The organism is Lederbergia graminis, from assembly GCF_042655485.1.
Taxonomy (GTDB): Bacteria; Bacillota; Bacilli; order Bacillales; family Bacillaceae_C; genus Lederbergia; species Lederbergia graminis.
This window is the reverse complement of record NZ_JBHSMC010000010.1, coordinates 85936-110878: the sequence shown is the minus strand read 5'-3', so window position 1 is coordinate 110878 and position 24943 is coordinate 85936. Positions and strand designations below refer to the sequence as shown.

Here is a 24943-nt window from a genome sequence, read left to right as displayed (position 1 = left end):
CAATTTACTCCCACCTCCCGATTAGAACAAACCTTCCTGACCAGATTTCTTTATGGCATAATTGGCGATTAAAATCATCGTAAAGCCAACGACATTTTTAAAGAGACCTACAGCAGTTGTGTAACTGTATTGCATACCATTAATACCCACCCGATATACATACGTGTCAATGATGTCACCAACACTATAGACCGCAGGATTATATAGGTTTAGTACTTGGTCAAATCCAGCATCTAGTATATTTCCAATTCTAAGGATGAACAGGATCGCTATTACTGGCATGATACTTGGGATTGTAATATGCAAGGTTTGTTTCCATCGATTTGCGCCATCTACAATTGCAGCTTCATAAAGATGTGAATCAACACTAGAGAGCGCTGCTAAATAGATAATTGTCCCCCAACCGATTTCTTTCCATATTGCTGAGGTGACGAGTGTAAATCGAAAATATTTTGGATCACCTAGAAAATAAATCGGATCTAGACCAATTAGTTGAATAAGATGATTCACAACTCCATTCGTCGGTGATAGTAAAACATCTAAAATTCCTCCGAGGATAACCCAAGAAAAAAAGTGTGGCAAATAGGATATGGATTGTGAAACTCTTTTAAAAACATTTGATCTAATTTCATTCAATAGCAAAGCTAAGATAATCGGTGCAGTAAAACCGAACAATATGTGATAAAAACTAATGATTAATGTATTTCCAAGAATTTCTGTAAAGCCATCCGTAGAAAACATTCTAATAAAATGATCAAGTCCTACCCACTCACTACCTGTAATTCCGTCAGCAATTCTATAATTCTTAAAAGCAATCTGTATGCCGTACAAAGGACCATAATAAAATATTAAATACCAAATCAAACCTGGAAGTAGCATCAATAGCAATAATTTATGTTTCTTGTACTCTGACCAGATGGATTGTTTTTTCGCTTTGGTTTTAACCTTTGTCCGGCTCTTTGATAGAGTAAGTTTCATTCATATCCCCCTACTCTCTAGAATTTTCCGATCTTGAATTAATACAAAATGATATTTCGAGATGATGATACCGTTTTTGTAAATTTGCGAGTAAGGCAGCTTACTTGCTCAACTCTAATTCAGTAAGCCCTTTTGGATAGCCTTTTATATCTGATCCCACGATATCTCTTAGCCAGTTTCTGTATTCATTTGTTATTTTTGTTCCTTTTTCATCTAAGAAATGTGTTGGTAATGGACGTTCAAGGCCTGCTACTTTTGCCAGGTCCGTGCAGCCGATTTTAAACATATATTTGTCTGTTTGAAGTGACTCACGAATAATCGTCACCATTATGCCGGAACTGCCTTTTCGTAAGAAGTGCGCTGCTTCTTTTGCCAACGCTTCTGCTTCGATTCTATCTTGAGGAGAGACATATAGTTGGGAGCAACGTTGGTTCATACCTAAAAGTTCTGGTCGAGAGGCTAAATTTAGCTCCTTGGAAACTGTTTTTGCAAGAAATGCTGCTGCGCCTCCAAGAACTGTATTATGCTTATCAACAGTTAGAGATAATTGGGAGATTAGTTCTCCTTTTTCATCCCTTATACCTTCGCTAACAACAACGGTGGCATGACCAATTGATTTCATTGTTTCTGATATATCATGAAGGAAATTTGTTAGTATAAATGGCCTTTCAGGTACGTAGATGAAATGTGGAGGTTGGACTTCTGTCTCTTTTAAGTACATACTTGCAGCTGTTAACCAACCAACATTTCTTCCCATTGTTTCGATAATGCGTACTGACTCAAAATTTTGCATTGCCTGCAAATCTTTACCAATATCTCTTACAGATAATGCGACATAACGAGCCGCACTACCGAATCCTGGAGAATGATCTGTTTCATGCAGATCATTATCTACTGTTTTCGGTATCCCAATAACACTTAGGTCATAATTCATTTTTTGAGCAATAATTTCCAATTGGCGGCACGTCCACATCGTTCCATTTCCGCCAATAAATACGAGTGCATGAATTTCTTGTTCTTTTAGATTTTGGATAGATTGATACATATCTTTTTCATTCATCGGGTAGCGACCAGATCCAAGAAAAGCTCCTGGTACATCCCGTGATTTTTCTAATTGCTTTAGCAATTTATTATCAAATTTTACAAATTGTTTATTAACTAATCCTTGGAATCCGTGTTTAATTCCATAAACTTCATAGTCTTGATATGCTTTATCAATGAAACTATATAAACTAGAATTGAGAACTGCAGTTGGGCCACCTGCTTGACCGATGGCCACTTTTGGCTTTCTCTGTCTTCCCATTAACCACAATCCCTTCTGATTACCCCATTTCCACGGTGTCTATTTTTAACAGCTTGCACAGTTCTTTCAGCTCATCTACAATATCTGCGTATACGATAGAGTAATGAGGTTCAAACCCTTCCATCATGAGGGAATGTACCATCTCCTCCGCATTCCCATCTAAGCAAACCGAAACAGTTGTCCCGTTGAACTTTTTAGGTTCGTCTAATGCTTCTCCACGCATAATTAACATGCGATACCCATCACTGGACTTACTTAATCTAGATATGGTCACTTGACCAGGCTTTAGGCCAAAATCTAACGCAAAGCCCATTTTTCTATTTGGTTGAACGCCTGCTATCGCACCAGTAGATGGATTTGCTAATGAATAAGCACCTGCTCCACAATGCCAGAAAACTACACTATTCTTTTCTTCTTCCAGTAACACCATGTCTCCTAGATATGGAGGCTGCCCCCCACTTAATTCCTGCTGGATGAACATCGATACCGCACCGTTTATATCAGATTCACAAGAAGAAACTATTCCATCTTCTATAAATTGAGAAAGTGTGGAGCATGCAGCAGCACCTAATTCAGTATAAAATTCTGGCCAACATCGAACAGCTGTAGCATTGATTTTATGTTCATCGACATATTGTTTTAAACGCGTCGAAAACTGAGCAAATTTTATTGTTGCTTCATCATCTTTTCGAAGACCTACTACTTTTTTAGAAGCTCTTTCTAGCATCGGCTTCCATTCTTCTTCAGGAAGTTCTAAAGCCTCTCGAAACATCTTGTATAAATCGATATTATGAACCTTTGCTCCTACAGTTCGATGTAATTCCATTTCATCTACACTAGAGAAAAAGAAGCCTGGTGGATGATCTCCAAGTACACCAATGGTTAATTGTTGTAGTTTTTCTTGCGTTTGTTTTGCAGCAAATTTACTAGCAAATTTGCGTTGCACTTTTGATTCAGAAGGATTTCCATATATAAAATCGAAATCCCGCTTGTAATAACGCAATGCATGGCATGAACTATTACCACCCGTTAAAGAGTTGAGTCGAAGTCTTCCCCCAACTTCTGGTTCTCTAACAGACCAAACAATAATTGGCTTTGAATAGTACTCCATTACTTTGACAATGAATTCTGCATCTGCAAATGTCGCCATTTGAAAAATAACAAAATCAACCTCTGACGGCATTTCATTTCTCAACACTGCATCTAAATCATCTGGTGAAGTAATGATTTTTTTAGGCTCATACACTTCATTACTAATTTCATTTAACAATGCAGCTGAATCTTTATATATTTTGTTGGCAGATTCCATATCAAAATTCACTCTGCCGATTGGTAAATAGGCAATTTTCACATCAAACATAATCAGTCTCCTTATGGATTACATAAACTTTTCAAGATGGTGCTTCGCAAATAACAATCCCTTTTCGACCTTTTCATCCGTCCCACTCCAAATTGGATCCTCATGTTCAATACTTAAAATACCGTCATAGCCAATTTCATGAAGCGCAGTGATGAACTGATTCCAATCAACTGCACCTTGACCCGGAACACGATGACGCCACCATTTACAAGAAAGCATGCCTTCTTCACGAAGTACATTCGGGAGAATTTCAGTATCCTTCGCTTGAGCTAATACAATTCTGTCTTTAAAATCGTGTACCGCTTTCGTAACATCAATTTGCTGCCAAATTAAATGGGATGGATCGATATTTAAGCCAAGCGATTCTGATGGTACACGACTGAACAATTCCTTCCACATAAAAGGGGAAACAGCAATGTTATGTTCATATGGCCAAAACTCATACATCGGACAATTTTCAAAGGCTAGGGTAACATTATTTTTCTCTGCAATTTCTGCAACTCTAGGAAAAACTTGTTCAAATAAATCTAAGTTTTCCTCTAATGTTTTGTTTGGGTCTCTTCCAGTAAAAGTTGAAACTACTTTTATCCCAATGTTTGAAGCAGCCTTAATCAGAGTAGTAATTGTCTCTAGTGCCTCAGCTCGTTTATTCTTATCAGGTGATAAAAATGGAATCGCACCAAACATAATCCCTGTGATAGGAATGTGATGTTCCTCTTGTAGCCGTAATAGTCTTCCACTATCTTTCCCACTAGCAACATCTGCCCATTGAATATGTTCATAGCGGGGACCTCCATGTAATTCAATCCCGTGGAAATCATGTTCCTGCGCCCATGCAAAAGTCCTTTCCAAATCCCAATTCATAAAACAAGAATGATAGAATCCTACTTTCACTTCGCTACCTCACTATATAATTCAATTACTTTACCTGTCTTAATGGATTCAAAAATAGCATAAGTAAGTTGAAGCATTTCTTTCCCTTGCTTGAAACCAACTGGAGCTTTTTTCCTTTCTTCTATTGCTTTCGCAAAGACTCGAAATTCTGTTTCAAATAAGTCTTCTTTCTCGAAAACTACTTTTTCATGTTTGTCACCTATATAAAGGTCAATGTGAATATCTGACCCAAAATTATTAAATCCACCTACAGCTCCACCTTTAGGACCGTAAACTCTATCACGATTAGATGGAAGTTTCGTATGTTTGGCAAGTCCCCATGATACGTTCATGGAGCCAATATCACCTGATTCATACTCCACTGTAATTAGTCCAGTATCAATCGCAAGTTCTTGGAAATGTGCAATTTCTGGACGATCCTTCGCAATGATACCGCCACGAGCATATACTCTCTTAGGTTTTGATTGAAATACAGTTTGCCACATGAAGAAGTAATGGCAGCAAGCATCCATAATCGGTCCTTTATTACCTTTATTATCATGCATAGCAATCTTCGGTCTTACTTCTTGCATTAAATCAGAGTTAAAAACTAGTGGTTTTCCGAACTTCCCTTCTTCTGCCCATTGTTTTGCAGCAGCAACCCCTTTTGCAAAGTTACGTTGAAAACCAATTCCGAATTGAACTCCTGCTTTATTAACCGCTTCTTCCATCCTTGCTGCATCTTCAGGAGTCGAAGCAAGAGGCTTTTCGCAAAAAACATGTTTCCCACGCTCTGCTGCATAAATTGTTACTGGTGCATGAAATACGAGCGGCAAACAAATAGATACAATATCTACATCTGAATCATTAATCGCTTCCTTGTAATCAGAATATATCTTTGGATAATCATTGTTTTCAGCTAGCTTTCTAGCACGTTCCAAATCATAGTCGGTAATAGAAACGACGTTATGCCCTGCATTTCTCCAGCCTCGCACATGATTAGTCCCCATATCTCCAGCACCGATGACCGCAACATTAAACTTTTTCACTTTATCCTCACCATCCTATATTTTTTCAGATAGATTAATATCTTTGTAAAATAGCAGGCCTCTGATACACCTTCCCATCCACTTCTATGTCTATAGAAGGGAATTCATCTGTTACCGTTATTATTTCAGCTTGCTGATTTTGAACAAGAATTGTATCCTCCGACTTAACTCCAGCGATTGTCGGATTCCAAGCATATAATTGTCCATTTTTCACTTTGAGTTTTTCTGATGGTGTGGATAATCTCTCCCTCGTTGCATAACCTGTTAATCCACCTTGGTGGTGAAATTGATATTCTTCACCGAATCCTGAAGCATGATAGTACTGCTTCAGTTCTTCATATAGATGACTTAATGATGTTCCAGACTTTGTAGCAGCAATTATTTGAGCATCAATCGTTACTACTGCCTCGTGTTTCTGTTTTATTTCTTCCGATATTTCTCCGAAGTGAACAAGTCTAGTCGCAGAAGCAATTAATCCATCCTTCCTAGCACATACGACTAACATCGCATATGTATCAAGGTGTTTACTTGTAGGAAGTGGGTGTCTTCTTAAGAAAGCCCTTTCATCTACAGCAATTAAATTTACAACAGGATCTAACTCACGCTCATAACATTGAAATGCAAGCTTACCAGCTATCTTATATTCGGAGTCTCCCTGCTGAATATCCTTTGCTGTTTGTTCTATTGCCTGAGCTGTTAAAACCCCCAGCTTTCTTAACTCATCCAATCTTGAATCCGGAATAATCGATCTTATTTCTAGAAAATCATTCTCTAGCTCCACATCTGTTTTTATAGATTTTCCAGCTGTTAATGTTTGAATGATCGTATCTCTAGTGTGAGGTTCATACCAATTCCAAACTTTTGTATCTGTTATTTCATTTGCTATATCACTCGCTAGTTCCTCATCTATGATTCTTTTAGCTTCAATGTTGTTCACAATCAATACACACTCATCACTTGTGACTAACACGAAGCAACAGGATGGCTCTGAAGCGATATTAATATGGGTTCTACCACCGATAAACCAGGAAACATTTTTTTGCTGTGTCATTAAAATTGTTTCTGTATCCTTTTGGCTAAGAATGCGACGAACATCTTGCAATCTACTATTATTCATTTTCCATCTCCAAACTAAGGAGTAGTTGATTAATATCCTAACTTCGTCAAAAACTCCCTGCTTTTGTTTGCGCTTTCAAAAGGAGGTAAAACAGAATTATCCTGTTCTACTGTCCACCATTCCATCGCAATGGACTCAATTGTAGCAATTGCTTTTACAATATCGACAGTACCAGTACCTAATTCTTTCCATTCTTTTTTGGTAGTATCTTTAATATGAAAATATTTAATTTGGTTAGTGTATTTACTGATAAATTCATCTAGAGGATAATTAGCACGGTACAGCCAACCAATATCTAGTGCAATACCAATATTTTGATTATCAATGATCCGATCAAATAACTCATAGCCATTGGCAAACTCGAAATCATGATTATGGTAGACTAATTGAATATTATTTTTTTGGCATTCGTCTGCTAAAATTGATAGTGATTTAACTAAGGAGAGCTGTGCTTCTTCGGTTGGTGTTGGATGTCCACTTACAAGCAGAAAAGGAATATGAAACTCTTTCATATCATGGAGTAGTGAATAAAATTCATTTTTCAGTTCACCATTCTCAATAAATACAGATGGATGTGCATGAAGTCCTAACAATGTAAGAGAGTGATCTTTCAAGTAATCTTTTAATTTACTTTTTTGCTTCATCACAGTAAAACGACACTCTACTCCATCATAACCAGCTTCTAAAATCTCATTGAATATCGGAGTGAAATCGTTTTCTAGATTTGCGTTATCCCATAGTTGGGCTTGTATAGCAATCTTCTTACCCAAACTATTACCTCCTTTACAAATATGAAGATGTTAATTACCGAATAGAATGTTATAATAATTCTCAATATTCATTTCATGGCTATATAATAACATCATGTTCTTTTAGCTGTCAATGGAATATTTTTTAGGAGTTGATAAAAATGTATAAGGAACCGGGTGTACTAGTATCTGGGCACTATCAGCAAAAATACGGTTATGTTACAAGCCGCCCTGAAGGTAGAAATGATTGGTTATTGATATTTACCGTCGAAGGGGAAGGAAACTTCCAAATAGGTTCCTTTCATCATCATAGTCATGCTGGAGATGTGGTTATCATTAAACCGAACACTGCACATATGTATGAAGTAAGAGAAAATCAATCTTGGGAATTTTATTGGTCCCATTTCATTCCAGCACCGGATTGGTTTCAGTTTTTCACATTTTCTGAACCCGAAAAAGGAATGTACACATTACATATAACCGATTCCTCTATTCAAAAGAGAATCATTCATGCATTTCAAAACATTATCAATGATCACTTTGATTCAAGTTCATACCAAAAGGACTTATTACTCAATGACTTACATCAAATTATCCTTCTGTTAGCACGGGAAAACTGGAATAATGTTTTTTACAATTATGATCCTCGCATCACCGAAGTAATGGATGTAATGAAACATCGTTTTTCCGAAAATTTAAGTGTACAAGAATTAGCAAGCTATGCTGCTTTATCTGAATCTAGATTTGCCAATTTATTTAAACAACAAGTTGGCGATACCGTCATTAGCACTTTAATAAAAATCAGAATGCAACGCGCGATATTACTTTTAAAGCATACAAATAAACAAATAAGTGAAATTGCACATGAAGTCGGATTTGAAAACCCATTCTACTTTACTAGGAAATTCAAGCAATTACATGGAATATCACCCTCTGAATATCGTAATCAATTTAGAGAAGAATAGTGTTTTTGTGCAGGTAAATAATTATTCTATTCATTCCCGAAACGGTGAATATGATTTACATTGAAGATAGAAATTTTGATACTAAACTTATTAAAGGAGAGGTTTTTGTGTCGATTAATCAATTAAAGGCGTTATCAGGGGAAGAGAAAAAGTTCTTTGATGCAAATGGATATTTACTTGTTAGAGGTGTTTTGAATAAAGAAGAAATTGAAGATATAAAAGATCATTTTACAAAGCTACATGCAAAAGGTGAAATTCCAGGTTGCTTTAAAGCAGCTACTCCTGAAGAGGCTGGTGGCGACATTTTAAAGCAATATCCACGAATGATGCACCCTCACAAAGTGGATGAAAAAGCCAAAAATTATATGTTACATTCAGAAGTGATGAATGTTTTACATGATATTTTCGAAGAAGAAGCACTCGCTGCACAAAGTATGTTTTACTTTAAGCCGCCTGGTGCACGTGGCCAAGCATTACATCAAGATAACTTTTTCTTAAAAGTAGAGCCTGGTACATGTGTTGCTGCTTGGATGGCAATTGATGATGCGGACGAAGAAAATGGCGGTTTAGTTATCGTTCCGGAAACAAATGATGCTGAACTTCAATGTGCAAAACCATCCGGAAGAAAAGATATTTTTGCATATGCAATGGAAGTAGAAGTTCCCGAAGGCGCACAACCGATGCCAGTTAATATGAAAGCTGGAGACGTTTTATTTTTTAATGGTAACTTGATTCATGGGTCTTATCCTAACGAATCGAAAGATCGCTTCAGACGTGCATTAATTGGACACTACTGTGGTAGCTCCACCCTAAAAATTGGAAACCACTATCGTCCACTATATATGGCAGACGGCACAGTAGTTGACCGCGAACTTAACCAAGACGCCGGCCCATGCGGCGGAGAATTCATCGAAATGGGAGCGCATTAGTAGAAAAGCGGAAGCGACTGTTCAGCGACGTGGGCCTACAGGATGTAGGTTACGTCGACGTTGGCACAGGACGTGCCGCTCTTAGTCGACGCTCCTCTGCTTAAGATTTCTGACGAGATAAAGGAAACACGATGAGCCTTTAGGCGAATCGATGTTGACTTATCGTAGGAAGAAATCGTAAATTTGCTAGGCGCTAGGAGCTGGAGCTAGACAATGAAAAGCGGAGGACGCTTGAACATGAAGGAAGGCTAAAAACGCAACATCCTGTTGCAACGCCTTCCTGACCCGCATCGTGCGGGCCCGCGACAAGCAAATAACCTGCACCAATGAAAGGCGTTCTTTGCCTTTCAATGGGGCAGGTTATTTGACCTCGAGCCGATAGCGCCCGGAGCTGGACAACGAAAAGCGGAAGCGACTGTTCAGCGACGTGGGCCTACAGGATGTAGGTTACGTCGACGTTGTGACGTACAGGACGTACTAATGCAGGCGAAGCGACAGGACGTCGCAGCTTGAGCCTGCACAGGACGTGCCGCTCTTAGTCGACGCTCCTCTGCTTAAGATTTCTGACGAGATAAAGGAAACACGATGAGCCTTTAGGCGAATCGATGTTGACTTATCGTAGGAAGAAATCGTAAATTTGCTAGGCGCTAGGAGCTAGACAAAGAAAAGCCCAACTATCTTCTTGAAACGAATTTCTAGATAGTTGGGCTTTCTTTTTATATTTTTCAATATAGGAAACTGTAAAAGATACTGTAATTGATGCAGCAGGCGGCGCGACTGAAGCGACTCACCGCTAGCCCCGCGGAAAGCGTCCGCCTAGCAGGCTAAATTCGCCACATCCTGTGGCAACGCCTGCACTAGTACATCGTGTACGTCGGAGCGGAAATCAACTATTTAAATTTAACACAACAACCTTCTCTTCCGTCATTTCCCTAATAGCATATTTCGGACCTTCTTTTCCTGATCCACTATCTTTCACGCCTCCATATGGCATTAAATCCGCACGATATTGTGAAGCATCATTTACGATTACCCCACCAACATGAATCTTCCGTGCTGCATGGAAAGCAGTGTTCAAGTTCCTTGTAAAAATTCCCGCTTGAAGACCATATTTTGATTGATTAATAGAACGAATACAACCATCAAGATCTGAATACTTCCTAACACCGACAACCGGACCAAACACCTCTTCACAAGAAACCTTCATATCATCATGAACATTTGTTAATATAGTTGGTTCATAAAACACACCATCTCTTTTACCACCAGTAACTACTTGCGCTCCAGCTTCCACAGCTTCTTGGACCCAGCTTTCCACTCGTATTGCTTCCTTCTCACTAATCATCGGGCCTACATCTGTTGATTCTTCAAATGGATTACCGATTTGTAATTTGTTGGTTTCTTCTATAAATCGTTCCATAAATGCATCATACACATTCTCATGCACATATAAGCGCTGTACAGATATACAAACTTGACCTGCAGTAGCAAAACTTTTTCCGACACACATCTTCACCGCTAAATCCAAGTCTGCATCTTCATGGACAATAACCGCAGAGTTACTACCTAGCTCTAATAATACTTTCTTGATTCCTGTTTCTTGTTTTAATTTTTGACCGATCATTGGACTCCCCGTAAATGTGAATAAATTTATACGTTCGTCCGCCATTAATTGCTTTCCTATTTCTGAACCAGATCCAACCACTATGTTTAAGTATCCTTTTGGCAGTCCAGCTTTTTCCATTAATTCCGCAAGTTTTATGCTTACAATCGGTGTATAACTAGCAGGTTTTAAAACTACGGTATTACCAGCAGCAAGAGCAGGAGCTACTTTATGAGCGATTAAATTTAACGGTACATTGAAAGGGGTTATAGCACAGACTACCCCAACCGGTACACGCATCGAGAAAGCTAAGCGATTTTCAGAACCAGGCGAGCTTTCAATTGGAATGTATTCGCCTTCAATTCGTTTCGCTTCTTCAGCAGAAATTTCAAATGTTTGAGCAGCCCGCTCTACTTCGGTACGAGCTTCTCTAATCGTTTTCCCTACTTCACCTGTTAAAATTTGCGCGAGCTCTTCTTTATTCTGGATTAATAGCTCACTCGTTTTCTTTAAAATTTCATACCGCTCATAAGGTGTAAGTTCTGTGCTTTGAAATGCGTTAACAGCAGCTGTAATAGCATGATCTACTGTTTGGTGATCAGCAATCGAAACTTCTGCCATCACCTCGTTAGAAAATTTATTATACACCGCTAATTGCTGTTTCGTTTTTAACCATTTCCCATCAATGAACAATGAATATGGTTGTACTTTATCTGTTATATTCACTTTCACTACACCTCCATTTTATTGGTAAGCTTACTTGTTCTTCCGTGGATACGGATTAGGACCAAGTTTTGACGTACACCTGCCATCAAGTGTTGTATATTCAACAATTTTTCCTATCTATCTTTGTAGGTGAACTCTATAGTTGTAGCGATCCGAACGGAATTCGTTAAAGCAATATTCCACTGGTACTCCACGTAAGGAGTATGTAATTCTTTCTAATTTCAATAACGGAGTGTTTTCTTTTATATCGAGATGCTGTGCGTGCTCTTTTGATGCAGCAGAAGCACTAATAAACTCTTCGGCATCTTTCAATTGTACCCCATTGCTTTCAATTAAAGAGTAGAAAGCAGCAGTAGATAAATCTTCACCTGCAAAGTATTGGGCAATTTCTAACGGCCAGTAAGTCTGCTCAATAGCAATTGGTTCATTGTTGGCGTGTCGAACTCTCTTTATATGGTAAACTTCTGCCCCTTTTGCAAGATTTAATTTTTCAGCAACTTTATCAGGTGCAACGATTCGTTCTTCTAATAATAGTTTTGCTCCAGGTTCATATCCTTTGTTTATCATTTCTTCACTAAATCCAGTTAAATGCCCTAGAGTTTCTACAATTTTAGGTTTACAAACAGTTGTACCTCTCCCTTGTCTTTTTTCCAGTTTTCCTTCATTAACTAATGCATTAATTGCTTCACGTACAGTAGTTCTACTGACATTGTACATTTTTATTAGTTCGTTTTCTGTTGGGATGAGGTCTCCAGGCTGCCAATCTCCATTATCAATCTTAGCGTTTAAAATGGTTTGTAATTGATAATAAAGTGGTGTAGGTAAGCGCGGATCTGGAATCGGTTCAATTCTCTCTTTATTTATCATGTTAATCCCTCCACTATGTTTTTTATCATATCATCATTATCTAATAATTATAGGAGTGTTAAAGTTTATGTGTCAAATAACCTACACCCTACATAAAGAAACCTTTCCTTCTAATTCACTTATTACCGCTTTGGAAACTAACTCGGATGTTCTACTTTGTGATTCTTCCGTTAAGCCAGCTATATGTGGGGTTATGATACAATTTTCCAAGGTAAGTAGAGGATGATTTTCATTTGGTGGCTCGTCTTCTAATACATCTAATATAGCTCCTTCTATTTTGTTATTCTTCAATGCATGGAACAAATCAAATTCATTTATAATGCCACCTCGAGAACTATTAATTATGATAGAGGTAGATTTCATCCGATGCAGTGTGTGCTCACTTATTAAATTTTTTGTTCCTCTTGTTAGTGGTACATGCAGACTTAGAAAATCTGCATTCTGTACAACTGCTTCATATTCCATCAATTGAATTCCTGACTCCATGACAGGAAAATCATATGGTGCAACAAAGGGATCATAGCCAATTACATTCATTCCAAGTGCCTTTGCACGAATTGCAACACGATGGCTAATCTCTCCTACTCCTATTAGGCCTAGAGTTTTTCCAAATAGCTCTACACCTGTGAATGCTTTCCGATTCCAGCCCCCAGCTTTTACATCATGACTCGCATCTCTTATTTTCCTTGAAAATTGAAAAATAGAGCCAATGACGTATTCAGCAACAGATGTAGCATTTGCGTTTTTACCGAAAACGGTTACAATCCCTCGTTGAGCAGTTGCTTCCAAATCAATATTATCGAGTCCCACTCCAAGTCTACCAATTACCTTCAATCGTGGAGCTGAATGAATCAATTCCACATCAACTTTTGTTTGATTTCGAACAATTATTGCATCTGCATCCTTTAATTCAGATTGCAATTTTTCCCGATTAGTCCAAAGTTCTGGATCATAAACAACTTGCCAACCTTTTTCCTGTAAAAGCAGGTTTCCCGATGGCCAATTGAACTCAGTAATGACAATTTTCAATAAGCATCATCCTTTTCTTATTTGTATTTATGATTCAAAATATCCTCATGGGAGCATCTAAAATAGGGAAGCAACTCCTCATGAGGATGATAAAGTAATGTTTTTCATCATGATGTTATAATTAATTGTATTACTATTTTAAAGAACTTTCAATCTTTTTATCTTTTATTCTATCGTCCACTTTTTCCCGCACGCATGAACGGTTATGCCTGCTGCATCTCCATATAGTACCTTCACGGCAGTATCCCACTCACCATTTATATTTTTCTTTTGGGTATAGGTACCCCACGCTTTCCCTGTACTCCAAAATGTAGTGAAGTCATCTTGATTAATGCGAGGATTAAATTTAATTTCATTTCTGGTCATATCAAATTCAAAACCACTTAAAGCAATGAGCACGCCCCAACTGGACATAGACCTCGCATAATGGTGTCCACATTCGACTTCATTCCAAGGATTACGGCGGATACCATCATGACGATCCCGTACAGCTTTAACAATTGTTAGTCCTTCTTCAATAAAACCTTCATATATTAAGTGTGTTGCTACATGGTACTCTATTCCAGTCCATACTTCATCGGAATATACAAATGGTAATTTTGGACGACCACCATTTGGCCATGAACATAAAAGAAGTCCTTTTTCATCATTTAATACATACGTTCTTTGTGGATTCGCATGTTTGCTGAAATCTTCTTTAAAATTATATTTATAAATGGAATATACTGCTTTTTTTACATGTTCTTCTGGTAGTAAGTATCCTAATCCAAATAAATGTGCTAATTGCTGGCCTAGTAACTGGTCGGAAAGACAACCCATCCCATGTTGATACTTATATTGGTCAACATCATCTAATTGTTGGATATAGTACTCGCCGTTCCACGTTAATTCTTCCAAACGTTTTGCGCTTTTCTCGAATACTGTTCTATATATATTAGCAGTTTCTTCTTCTCCAAGATATTTTGCAATTTCTTCTGCAGCTCTCAGTGCTCCAAGAAAGAACACACCTGTTAATGGGTTCGGTCCATAAAATTCAATATCATACGTATTGTGTTGCTTTCCATCAAATACTAGGTCATCATCTGTATCCCATTGCAGTAAAGCATACTTAAGAGAATTTTTCATCGCAGGCCAAACTCGTCTTAAAAATTCATCATCACCTGTTAACTTCCATTCTCGATAAACACGCATGATGGTACCCATTTGACCATCTGCTGCAGCTTCAGCTGGATTTGACCCAAACATCCACTGTGAATCAAACATTTGCATCGCTCTAAAATTCATTTTTCCATCATCCGTTGTTTCTTCCAAAAACTCCGTTTCCCTCATGTTTTGTTCTAATGTGGGAAACAGAAATGCTAGTGTTTGTGCATAGTTCCATACATGTGTACAATTCCCATCACAACAACCCCAATCATCCTGACAGCCCTCATATCCTAGAAAACGGCCATCTTTTAACCAAAAACAAGTCGTACTGCGAAGTACCGTAATATTACTTGCGATCGCATCAATCACATAGTATGGTAATGAGCTGTTAAATAACGCTTGTTGAAAGGATTGCGATTTCTTCGTTAAACGTTCTTTATTGTTTACAAGATATTGAGCAACTGCCCATGCACTATCAAAATGATTTGTATAATAGTTTTTAATTAATTCTCTGCCTTCTTCCTTTACTTTTATCCATTCGCTCCAGCCATTCAGACGATTTGGGAAATACCACGTTAACATGAAATTCATTTCCTTTGTTTCACCTGGTAATACCGTTTCATATACGCCAAGCGTTCCTGTATCTGTCGCCTCATCATTTGCAGGTGTGTCATACTGTAAATCTGTTAACATTCCATTCTCAGAGAAATCATCCCAGAATTCATGGAGGTGATCAAACCATGCACCTCTTAACCATGCCCTTTTATATGTCGTATGTGGATTGGTAGTTGTTAGAGCAATATTCCCATACTCACGCTCAGTTTCCTCAAATTTAGTAGATTGTAAAATTAGTCCAGAAAGCTCACTTTCCTGCTTAAATAGATTGCTATTCTGACTACATTTTTGTATTTGTAAATTTCCAATTTGGTCAAAGGTTGCACCGATTGGATTAATAATTGAACCTGCTATCGACACTTTCACAGGTACCGATGTTGTATTAGTAACTTTGTATGTTATGTAAGCACCTGGGATTCCAGAATCATCAGGATTGAGTGGCACAAATGGAGTAAACGCTTCAAGCTTAACATCTACCGGTAAATCTTTATCCTCAAATTGGACGGAAACAAATGGATATTCACCACGTAGAGTGGATTTTTCCATACGTGGTAAACCTGCTGCAGTTCCCGGTGGATATCCATGGGCACGTGTATATGGCGGATTTAACTTTGATTCCAGCACCTTGACTACCGGTTCCTCCCCTTCAGCTTGTGCAAATATAGAAAAATAGGTATTTGGTAAAGTGGCCCCTTTGCCCGGATGATTAAAAATCTCCCAATCTCTAAAATCTCCTCTACTTCCTATCGATACATTCCCTGTCCCAATACCACCTAACAAAAAAGCTGCTGCTTCTGCTTTCCCAGAATACTGACGTTGCAAGCCATTTTGATACAAATCTTCTTTTACTTGTGACATGAATAGTCTCCTTTTTTTTGAATATTGACAAGCTTTTTTCGTTACTCCTTTGTTATAAAGACAGACCAAAAAGAAAACGTTATCATTTTACTCTAATATAGTATGATAGTAAGTCCTCTTTCTTCTCAACGCCATTATATCAACTAGAGATCCACATTGAACTACCCGCCACTTAACGCTCTTATGAGCTGTTTGAAGTGGGGGATTCCTAAGAACACTAACCTATCGGTTAATTATGGATTAGGCTATCCCCGCAGTTCCTGCGGTTAATCGCAATGCTTCATTACGAATATTTATACTTGCGTTAATATCACGACTTCGGTGATGGCACATACATTTCGGGCAAGTCCATTCACGCAAAGTCAGGTTTTTAACGTCTTTATGCTTATGACCACAATTGGAACATAGTTGACTGGAGGCAAAGGTTTTCGCCACGGCCACTACTTCTTTTCCATACCATCTTGCTTTATATTCCAACATGGTTCTAAATTTGGACCATGAGACTTCACTAATGGCCTTGGCAAGGTTTTTATTTTTCATCATGTTTTTCGTAGATAAGTCCTCCATCCCAATAATGTCGTGGTTTTTGACAATTTGAGTGGAAATCTTGTCTAACATATCCTTCCTTGCATTTGTAATCTTTTCGTGAATACGAGCCACTTTTATCCGTTGCTTGAGCCAATTGGATGATCCTAAGTTTCGTCTGGAAAGAATACGTTGTGCTTTTGCTAACTTTTCTTCTAATGTACGGAAAAACTTCGGATTAGGATAGATTGTACCATCCGACAATGTTGCAAAATCCTTTAATCCTACATCAATCCCAATGGTTGACCCTGTCTTTTTCATCGCTTGTACTTCCGTTTCGGACAAAATAGAAATGAAGTATTTACCACTTGGATTGCGCCTGATAGTGGCATTAATAATTCGCCCATGTACTTCACGGCTTTTTGCAAATCGTACGTATCCAAGCTTTGGAATTTTTATTTTGTTTTTCACAATAGCGATATTTCCGTTTGTGTATTTTGTTGTATACGATTGGATGGGATTCTTTTTTGACTTAAAACGTGGCTCACCATTTTGTTTTTTATAATAGCGCGTATAGGCATCGTTCACAATTTCAACAGACTTTTGCAGTGCAATACTGTCTACTTCTTTTAAGAATGGGTAGTGTTTCTTCAACTCAGGAAGATCTTTCATTGACTTGTTTTTATGGAAAAATTCCCCTTTCCAATTATTACCAGGAAGTTGACCATTCTGAACCATTTCATTCACAACATACCAATAGGAATCCTTGTCTATTTGTTTTCCTACAAAATAGTTGTAGACAAAACGAGCGCATCCAAAAGTTTTTTCAATGAGGATTGTTTGTTCTTTATTTGGATAGATTCGAAATTTGAACGCTTTTTTTACTAGCATTATTTTCACCTCACCCCAAAACAGAATGTATGTTCTTATTGTATCAAATGGAGGGAGGTTTTGGCTACCACCAACCGAAATTCATCTCCCCCTTATCTCTGGGCTTAAGCCCTTCACGAGCTTGAAGAGGGAGTCTTCTTTCGGGGGATGATAAAATCCCCTATTCCATATATTTTGAAATAGGGGTTTTGATTTCTGATTATAGATAGATTACTAGCTTTTCTAGTCTGCTGCCATTTCTTGCTTTAGTTTTTCGATCTCTGTTTGAAGTTGCTTAGACACATTCTCTTCTATTTGATTGAGTATTGTTTTCGAATCAATATTTTTATCAATCGATTCATTTACCTTTTCAATAAATAATGGCCATGCCATATTGTCTAAACGACTATAATTACGAACTGGAATTAAATCATCCAGAGTATCATAAAATTTCAATTCTTGTTGTCCGCCTAAAAACTCATTTGTATGCTCTTGGAACCATGGAAGAGAAGAAATATGATTCCACATTGGCTGTACTGCTAGATCTGCATAAAGCTTCCATGCTTCTTCCGCTCTTGTAATCCACTCTACAAAAGCCCATGCTGCTTCTTTATTTTCACTTTGTTTTGGAATAATAAATGTGGATCCAACCATGTTTACGTTTAATCCAATTGGAGCTCTTGTTGCTCGCCATTTTCCTGCTTGTTCTGGAACTACTCCTTCAATTTGTCTAGAAAGGTTAATTCCACCTGGGAATGATGCCACTTTTCCTTGCTTAAGTAATTGTTTTCCTTCATCATTTGTGAGTACACTCATTTGTGGTCCCCAGCCTATTTGCACACCTTGTTTTACAAAGTCTAGTAATTCAGCCATTTTGTCTGTATTTCGTGTCCAATTAAATTCAGAATCAAAATATCCAACTGAATCACCGTATTGAATAGCAGGTGAATCTCTAAATTCAAACATGTAAATGTCATTAGCCGCTAATGTTTGTGCAGCATCTAATACATTGTTAGGATCTTGAAGAAATTCACCTAATTCTTCTGGATCACTTGGAAGTCCTACTGATTCGTAAATATCTTCGCGATAGAACCAAACGAGCGGAGTAATATTCCATGGCATACCAAGTAATTTTTCACCGTCTGGGGACATCCAACGATTCCAAGCATGATCAGACATATCATCCTTGAAACGACCTGCATCAAATGGTGCTTGTAATAAATCTTCTACAAGTTCAGCAGATTGATAGCGTGGAAATTGAGGAGCAAACACTTGTGATACGTCTGGCGCTCCACTTCCTGCCGTTAAAGTCGTCTGCAAATTATTGTGCATCTCACCAATGGCAACGACTACTTTCTTTACTTCGATATTCGGATAAAACTTATTAAACTCTGTAATAATGTCATCCCACATTCCACCGTCCCATGTCCAGAAGGTAATTTCTCCTTCTAAATCGGAATCATAAGTAAAGGTGATTTCCTCCGGTCCTTTCCCTTTATCCTTATCAGTATCAGACCCACCCACGTCCTTTTTGTTGTTGGAACATGCTGTTAAAACGAATGAAAAGATGATTAAAAAGACTAAAATACGAAACTTCCTTTTCACTAGATAGCCCCCTTTGCTTTTTTTCATAAACAAGTTCGAATTACCCATTATATAATCTATTTTAATTGCTGAAACCTCCTTTCTATTGTCTAGGCCTTTCTATGTACAAATGATACCGTTTACATATACATCGGTAAATGTCATTATGTTAGTTTGCCAGTTGTCATTTTGTTGCAAAAATGGAAAGTTAATCTTCACAAAAAAAGCACAGAAAAATCAAATTGATTCTCCTGCGCTCACTGCGTTTTATTCTATTCCATATTCTTGCTTTAACTTTTCAAGCTCTGGTCCTAATTGCTTCATTGTATTATCTTCTATTTGCTGCAATATCGTTCTTGAATCAATATTTTTATCAATTGATTCATTAATCTTATCAATATACAATGGCCATGCTGGTCCATCTAATGGCGTATAGCGACGAATTGGAATATCATCGACTAAAGTGTCATAAAATGCAAATTCCTTTTGACCACCTAAATATTCATTTTGATATTCTTGGTACCATGGAAGGCTAGTAATTTGTTTCCAACTAGATTGAACTGCACGTTCTACATAAATCTTCCATGCAGATTCATCAAAAGTGATAAATTCTAGGAATGCAAATGCTGCATCCTTGTTTTGACTTTGTGCTGGAATAACAAATGACGAACTTACTAAACTAGCACTAACACCTAAAGGCATTTTCGTCACACGCCATTTTCCTTCTTGCTCCGGAACAATATCAGCAAGGTTACGTGCTGCATTGGATGCTGCTGGGAAAGAAGCAACTTTTCCTTGTCTTAACATTTGCTTCCCTTCTTCTCCCCATAGTACAGAAGTTTGTGGTGCCCAGCCAATCTGTACTCCTCGCTTAACTAAATCTAGTAACTCTACCATTCTCTCCGTATTGCGAGTATAATTTAAATCTTTATCAAAATATCCAAGTGCATCTCCATATTGGATTGCTGGCGAATCTCTGTACTCATACATATATATATCGTTTGCAGCTAAAGTTTGTGCTGCTTGGAACACATTTTCTGGATCTTGTAGAAATTCACCCAATTCTTCTGGATCACTTGGAAGTCCCATTTGTTCATAAATATCTTCTCGATAATAGAAAACTCCAGGTCCGATATCCCATGCCGGAGCTAATAAGCGCTTACCATCTAGTGACATCCAACGTTCCCATACATATGGGGCTGTTAATTCTTTATATCTCCCCATATCATAACGCGGGTCTAATAGGTCTTCTAACAATCCTGGTGCTCCAAATCTGGATATATCCATTACGTGTGATACATCCGGTGCGCCGCTACCAGCAGCAATTGTTGTTTGTAGTTTATCTTCTAGCGCATCAGGTCTTGTAAAATTCACTTTAATGTTTGGATAAACCTTGTTGAACTCCACTATAACTTCTTCAAACATGTCATCCCATGACCAAAAAGTAATTTCTCCTTCTAGGCTAGAATCATGTAAATATGGAATCTTATCCTGCTCATTAGAATCATCTTCATTACCACCATTGTTTGGTCCAGAAGTATCTTTCTTCCCAGAACAAGCAGATAAAACTAATACAAAGATGATAGAAAATATAAATACCGAAAATTTCTTGTTCATTTAACGTCTCCCCTTCTTATTAAAACGTTTACAAAACTGATTATTTCGACATTTTAAGACAAATATCTGCCTCCCTTCCAAACTTTACCGATGATGAACCACTATCTATTTATTTAAAAACAGATTCATCTTCGGATATGATAATGTTTTCGTGATCATAGATCGACCACTTACTCAAAAGCAGGATAATTCCAATATCCGGTAACTTGTCATTACCAGGATATCTATGAAAAATGATAACGTTTACAATACTGCTAGTCAACGCTTTTATTACAAATAGGAGAAATTACACATAGCATTACCATTAAATGTATACCCTTCAACTAATAAATAGAAGGGATCCTTCGTAACTGTTTTGAAGGACCCCTTTTTCACTTATACATTATTACAATTTAGCTAATATTTCACGTATAAAAGCAGGTTCATCCTTTGGAGTACGTGAAGTAATAATATTCTCACTTACTACCACTTCTTCATCCTTATACTCAGCTCCTGCTAATTTTACATCATCTCTTATACCTACAAAGCTTGTAGCTGTTTTCCCTTTTAATACATCTGCACTTATCATTACTTGAGGACCATGACATATACCAGCGATGAGTTTACCTTGTTCATTAACTTCTCGAACAAATTTCACAATATCATCATTAACTCGTAATGCCTCTGGCGCTGATCCACCTGGTATTACGACAGCATCAAAATCATTAGCTTGTACTTCAGACGCTGTCATTTCGGTAGTGTAACTAGCGCCTTTTTTACCTTCTACTGTTACTCCTTTTTCTAATCCAACAATAACAGCTTCATGTCCTGCTTCTTTCACAGCGTTATAAGGATTAACCATCTCGGAATCCTCAAAAGCATTTGCTAACAAAAAGGCTACTTTTGCCATGTCAAATCTCCTCCTTACGCTTATTACCTTTACTATAAAGGAAAAATATATACGCTTTCAAAGAAAATGACTTATTACAAAATCACAAGCAAAAAGAAAGCCTCACCAAATGGTAAGACTTTCTCTTTGTGATAATTATTACTCTATTCCATATTCTTCTTTCAGTTTCTCAATATCTGATTCAAGTTGTTTCATCGTATTATCTTCAATTTGTTGAAGTGTCGTACGTGAATCAATATTTTTATCAATGGATTCATTGATTTTGTCAATGTATAATGGCCATGCAGCACCATCAAGTGGAGTATAACGACGTACAGGTAGTTCTGGTACTAGCGTATTGTAGAATGCAAAGTCTTTTTGACCGCCAAAATACTCATTTTCATACTCTTGATACCAAGGTAGCTCTGCAATATGTTTCCAGCCTGTTTGAATTCCACCTTCTTGGTACAATTTCCAAGCTTCTTCATTAACAGACATGAACTCAACAAATGCAAATGCTGCATCTTTTTGTTGGCTTTGAGATGGAATTACCCAAGAAGAACCAACCAAGCTTACATTTACGCCAAATGGCATTTTAGTAGCACGCCATTTACCAGATTGTTCAGGAACAACTCTACTAAATTGTTGATAAGCGTTTGAAGCAACTGGTAATGAAGCAATTTTACCTTGTTTTAATAAGTTATTTCCTTCTTCACTAAAGAAAGCAGAAAGTTGAGGAGCCCATCCAAGTTGCACTCCGCGTTTAACATGATCTAGTAATTCAATCATTCTTTCATCATTACGCATATAATTTAAGTTCTCATCAAAATACCCTACTGCATCACCATATTGGATTGCAGGTGAATCCCTAAATTCATACATATAAATATCATTTGCTGCTAGAGTTTGTGCTGCTTGGAACACGTTTTCTGGATCTTGTAAGAATTCTCCTAATTCTTCTGGATCACTTGGTAGACCCATTTGTTCATAAATATCTTCACGATAATAGAATACACCTGAACCGATATCCCAAGGTGGAGCTAGTAAACGCTTACCATCTAGTGACATCCAACGCTCCCATACGTATGGTTCAGCTAAGTGTTTATATCTTCCCATGTCATATTGTGGATCTAACAAGTCTTCAAGTAAACCTGGAGTACCGTAGCGATCAACGTTTAATACGTGTGATACGTCAGGAGCCCCTTTACCTGCAGTTAATGTAGTTTGTAAGTTATCATGCAATGCACCAATTTCTTGTTGCACAAGATTAACTTTTATATTTGGATAAAGTTCGTTAAAAATTTCTATTTGTTCTTCCCATGCTCCCCAAGACCAAACGGTGATTTCTCCTTCAAGGCTGGAGTCATGTAGCATTTCTACAGGTGCTAATCCTTCATCCTTTTTATCTTCACCATTTTTGGAGCCATTGCTCTCTTTCTTACCGCCACCAGAACATGCTGCTAACAGCAAAGAAAAGATTAACAAAAAGGCAAGAATACTAAACTTCTTATTCATTTCTTTTCCCCCTTTAAATTTTGAAAGCATTCGAAGTGATACAAGACGATACTCCTTTTTAACCACCTCCTTTAATTTTTCTGATAATTTATGATTAGAAATAGAACATTATGCCTAATATCGGATAACGTTTACATATTTCTAAACAATAAATAGCTAGTATAAAATACAATATGACAGTGTCATATTTTCACCTATTAAGCGTTTACATGTCCCATTATTCAAATAATTTTATGCAATGTATCCTCACCCTACTATTTAATTTAGTAAGTTATGATTCTAGTACATTCGTATGAAACAAAATGTGCAATCGTTTACATATTAGTTATATGTACCTAGCTTCTATTTAATTTCTCTTATCGCTATGTTAACGTTTACACTCGTAATAGTCAATAGGTTTTTTGAAAATATTTTATATAATATTATAATTATGGACTTCTATTAAACTATCCACTCTACTCCTTGTTTTATACATTTGAGACTTTACAGTTACTTTGGATAAATCACATTTATAGTTCCATAGTTTGATTCATCAAAAATATCAGAATCATAGTACCTGTATTAAAAATGATAACAAGGTTTAGATTATCTACTATAAAGTAATTACCTCACTACCTAATTTAGATGACTGGTTAAACTATTGTTTAATCAACACTTCCTATATGAAATTATAAGAATACATGATATAATTCAACTAAACTGGTAATGACAACATTATATCTTAAAAATGAGGTGAGAATTTGTTACATTCAATAAGTCAATTGAGAAAAGGCAAGTCAAACCAATTTACGACCAATAATCCGATTACGAAGAAGAAAACAATTACTGTCCATCCAGGGGAAAAGGAAGTATTTGTGAGCTCTGAAAAACCAGGTGTTATTTCTAGAATTTGGATCACAATCCCTAGATGGTTTTGGGCTCATTGGGAACCACATATCCCTACAGATCCATCCATATTAAAAAAGTTAATTTTACGGATTTATTGGGATGGAAGTGATACACCGTCAGTTGAAGCTCCAATTGGTGACTTTTTTGGTATTGGACATTGTGAATACCGTCATTATCTTTCTCAATATATTGGTATGTCTAGTGGTGGTTTTTATAGTTATTTTCCAATGCCTTATAACAAAGTTCGGATTGAAATCGAAAACTTACATAGTAGCCTAGCACCTGAAGTATTCTTGAATGCTAACTACCAAGAAACAGACGCACAGCCAGAAAGTGAAGGAAGGTTTCATTGTTTATTCAGGACAGATCGTTTACAAGGTTCTGATCCACTACCACTTATAGAGGCGCAGGGTCGTGGCCATTATGTAGGCTGCTGTATCTCCATGCAAGCAGAGGATTTCAATTACCTTTCTTATTTAGAAGCCCCTGAATATGTATATATTGATACGAAAGAAGGAGAACCACCTACCTTTACTGGTACAGGTCTAGAAGATTATTTTAATGGTGGCTGGTATTTCCGAGATGGTGAATTTTACGGTCCATTACATGGAGTGCCACTGAAAGATACGTTACGCTCGATGATAAGTATGTATCGATTTCATGACCAGGATGCTATTTCTTTTGAGAAAAGCTTAAAAATCGATTTTGTTAGTCCTTGGAATCCTGAACGTTTAAAACCATACTGGTTTTCATCTACAGCATATTGGTACCAAGATGGAGTAGGTAAATTAAGCTCTGAATTACCTTCTGTAGATAAATTAATGAGTATGTATCGGGTTCGCGACGTTGACCATCAATCAATTCCATAGAAACTGATGACTACTGTACCATTCAGTAGTCATTTTTAAT

19 protein-coding genes are annotated in these 24943 nt (G+C 37.3%); 3 read left to right on the top strand and 16 right to left on the bottom strand.

Annotated elements, in window-relative coordinates; genetic code table 11:
* Positions 1-21: 21 nt before the first annotated feature.
* From ACFPM4_RS07730 to ACFPM4_RS07700, 7 genes are all read right to left on the bottom strand, one after another.
* Positions 22-978 (bottom strand): ABC transporter permease, encoded by a 957-nt coding sequence (locus ACFPM4_RS07730; RefSeq protein ID WP_382349768.1) that lies wholly within the window; start codon positions 976-978, stop codon positions 22-24.
* A gap of 100 nt (positions 979-1078) precedes the next feature.
* Complete coding sequence (locus ACFPM4_RS07725) at positions 1079-2281, bottom strand: diphosphate--fructose-6-phosphate 1-phosphotransferase (protein ID WP_382349765.1); 1203 nt, start codon at positions 2279-2281, stop codon at positions 1079-1081.
* Positions 2282-2300: 19 nt separating this feature from the next.
* Complete coding sequence (locus ACFPM4_RS07720) at positions 2301-3641, bottom strand: L-fucose/L-arabinose isomerase family protein (protein ID WP_382349762.1); 1341 nt, start codon at positions 3639-3641, stop codon at positions 2301-2303.
* Positions 3642-3659: 18 nt separating this feature from the next.
* Entirely contained in the window at positions 3660-4505 is an 846-nt protein-coding gene (locus tag ACFPM4_RS07715) for a sugar phosphate isomerase/epimerase family protein (protein WP_382349759.1), read from the bottom strand.
* Between the two features lie 26 nt (positions 4506-4531).
* Positions 4532-5563, bottom strand: a complete 1032-nt coding sequence (locus ACFPM4_RS07710) for a Gfo/Idh/MocA family protein (protein WP_382349756.1) — start codon at positions 5561-5563, stop codon at positions 4532-4534.
* 34 nt (positions 5564-5597) lie between these two features.
* Entirely contained in the window at positions 5598-6680 is a 1083-nt protein-coding gene (locus ACFPM4_RS07705; protein ID WP_382349753.1) for a M24 family metallopeptidase, read from the bottom strand.
* Between the two features lie 29 nt (positions 6681-6709).
* Positions 6710-7450, bottom strand: a complete 741-nt coding sequence (locus ACFPM4_RS07700; RefSeq protein ID WP_382349750.1) for a sugar phosphate isomerase/epimerase family protein — start codon at positions 7448-7450, stop codon at positions 6710-6712.
* Positions 7451-7590: 140 nt separating this feature from the next.
* On the opposite strand from ACFPM4_RS07700, the gene ACFPM4_RS07695 reads away from it, so the two are divergent.
* Both ACFPM4_RS07695 and ACFPM4_RS07690 read left to right on the top strand, forming a co-directional pair.
* The gene (locus ACFPM4_RS07695; protein WP_382349747.1) at positions 7591-8394 is read left to right on the top strand and encodes a helix-turn-helix domain-containing protein; all 804 of its coding nucleotides are present in this window, start codon (positions 7591-7593) and stop codon (positions 8392-8394) included.
* A 107-nt stretch (positions 8395-8501) separates the two neighbouring features.
* Positions 8502-9323, top strand: a complete 822-nt coding sequence (locus tag ACFPM4_RS07690; RefSeq protein ID WP_382349744.1) for a phytanoyl-CoA dioxygenase family protein — start codon at positions 8502-8504, stop codon at positions 9321-9323.
* Positions 9324-10209: 886 nt separating this feature from the next.
* On the opposite strand, the gene ACFPM4_RS07685 is transcribed toward ACFPM4_RS07690, so the two are convergent.
* From ACFPM4_RS07685 to ACFPM4_RS07645, 9 genes are all read right to left on the bottom strand, one after another.
* The gene (locus tag ACFPM4_RS07685) at positions 10210-11652 is read right to left on the bottom strand and encodes an aldehyde dehydrogenase family protein (protein WP_382349741.1); all 1443 of its coding nucleotides are present in this window, start codon (positions 11650-11652) and stop codon (positions 10210-10212) included.
* A 117-nt stretch (positions 11653-11769) separates the two neighbouring features.
* On the bottom strand, positions 11770-12519 hold the full coding sequence (locus tag ACFPM4_RS07680) for a GntR family transcriptional regulator (protein ID WP_382349738.1): 750 nt from the start codon (positions 12517-12519) through the stop codon (positions 11770-11772).
* Between the two features lie 81 nt (positions 12520-12600).
* The gene (locus ACFPM4_RS07675) at positions 12601-13548 is read right to left on the bottom strand and encodes a hydroxyacid dehydrogenase (RefSeq protein ID WP_382349735.1); all 948 of its coding nucleotides are present in this window, start codon (positions 13546-13548) and stop codon (positions 12601-12603) included.
* 165 nt (positions 13549-13713) lie between these two features.
* Positions 13714-16167: a GH116 family glycosyl-hydrolase gene (locus ACFPM4_RS07670; RefSeq protein ID WP_382349732.1), complete on the bottom strand. Its 2454-nt coding sequence runs from the start codon at positions 16165-16167 to the stop codon at positions 13714-13716.
* 240 nt (positions 16168-16407) lie between these two features.
* Positions 16408-17583: an IS200/IS605 family element RNA-guided endonuclease TnpB gene (gene tnpB / locus ACFPM4_RS07665; RefSeq protein ID WP_382349729.1), complete on the bottom strand. Its 1176-nt coding sequence runs from the start codon at positions 17581-17583 to the stop codon at positions 16408-16410.
* Positions 17584-17805: 222 nt separating this feature from the next.
* Positions 17806-19167, bottom strand: a complete 1362-nt coding sequence (locus tag ACFPM4_RS07660) for an ABC transporter substrate-binding protein (protein WP_382349726.1) — start codon at positions 19165-19167, stop codon at positions 17806-17808.
* A 246-nt stretch (positions 19168-19413) separates the two neighbouring features.
* Positions 19414-20763, bottom strand: a complete 1350-nt coding sequence (locus ACFPM4_RS07655) for an ABC transporter substrate-binding protein (protein ID WP_382349723.1) — start codon at positions 20761-20763, stop codon at positions 19414-19416.
* 385 nt (positions 20764-21148) lie between these two features.
* Complete coding sequence (locus ACFPM4_RS07650; RefSeq protein WP_144927426.1) at positions 21149-21652, bottom strand: type 1 glutamine amidotransferase domain-containing protein; 504 nt, start codon at positions 21650-21652, stop codon at positions 21149-21151.
* Positions 21653-21790: 138 nt separating this feature from the next.
* Positions 21791-23146 (bottom strand): ABC transporter substrate-binding protein, encoded by a 1356-nt coding sequence (locus ACFPM4_RS07645; RefSeq protein WP_382349719.1) that lies wholly within the window; start codon positions 23144-23146, stop codon positions 21791-21793.
* 740 nt (positions 23147-23886) lie between these two features.
* Between ACFPM4_RS07645 and ACFPM4_RS07640 the strand changes: the two genes are divergently transcribed.
* Complete coding sequence (locus ACFPM4_RS07640; RefSeq protein WP_382349716.1) at positions 23887-24903, top strand: glycoside hydrolase family 172 protein; 1017 nt, start codon at positions 23887-23889, stop codon at positions 24901-24903.
* The last annotated feature ends 40 nt before the right edge of the window (positions 24904-24943 follow it).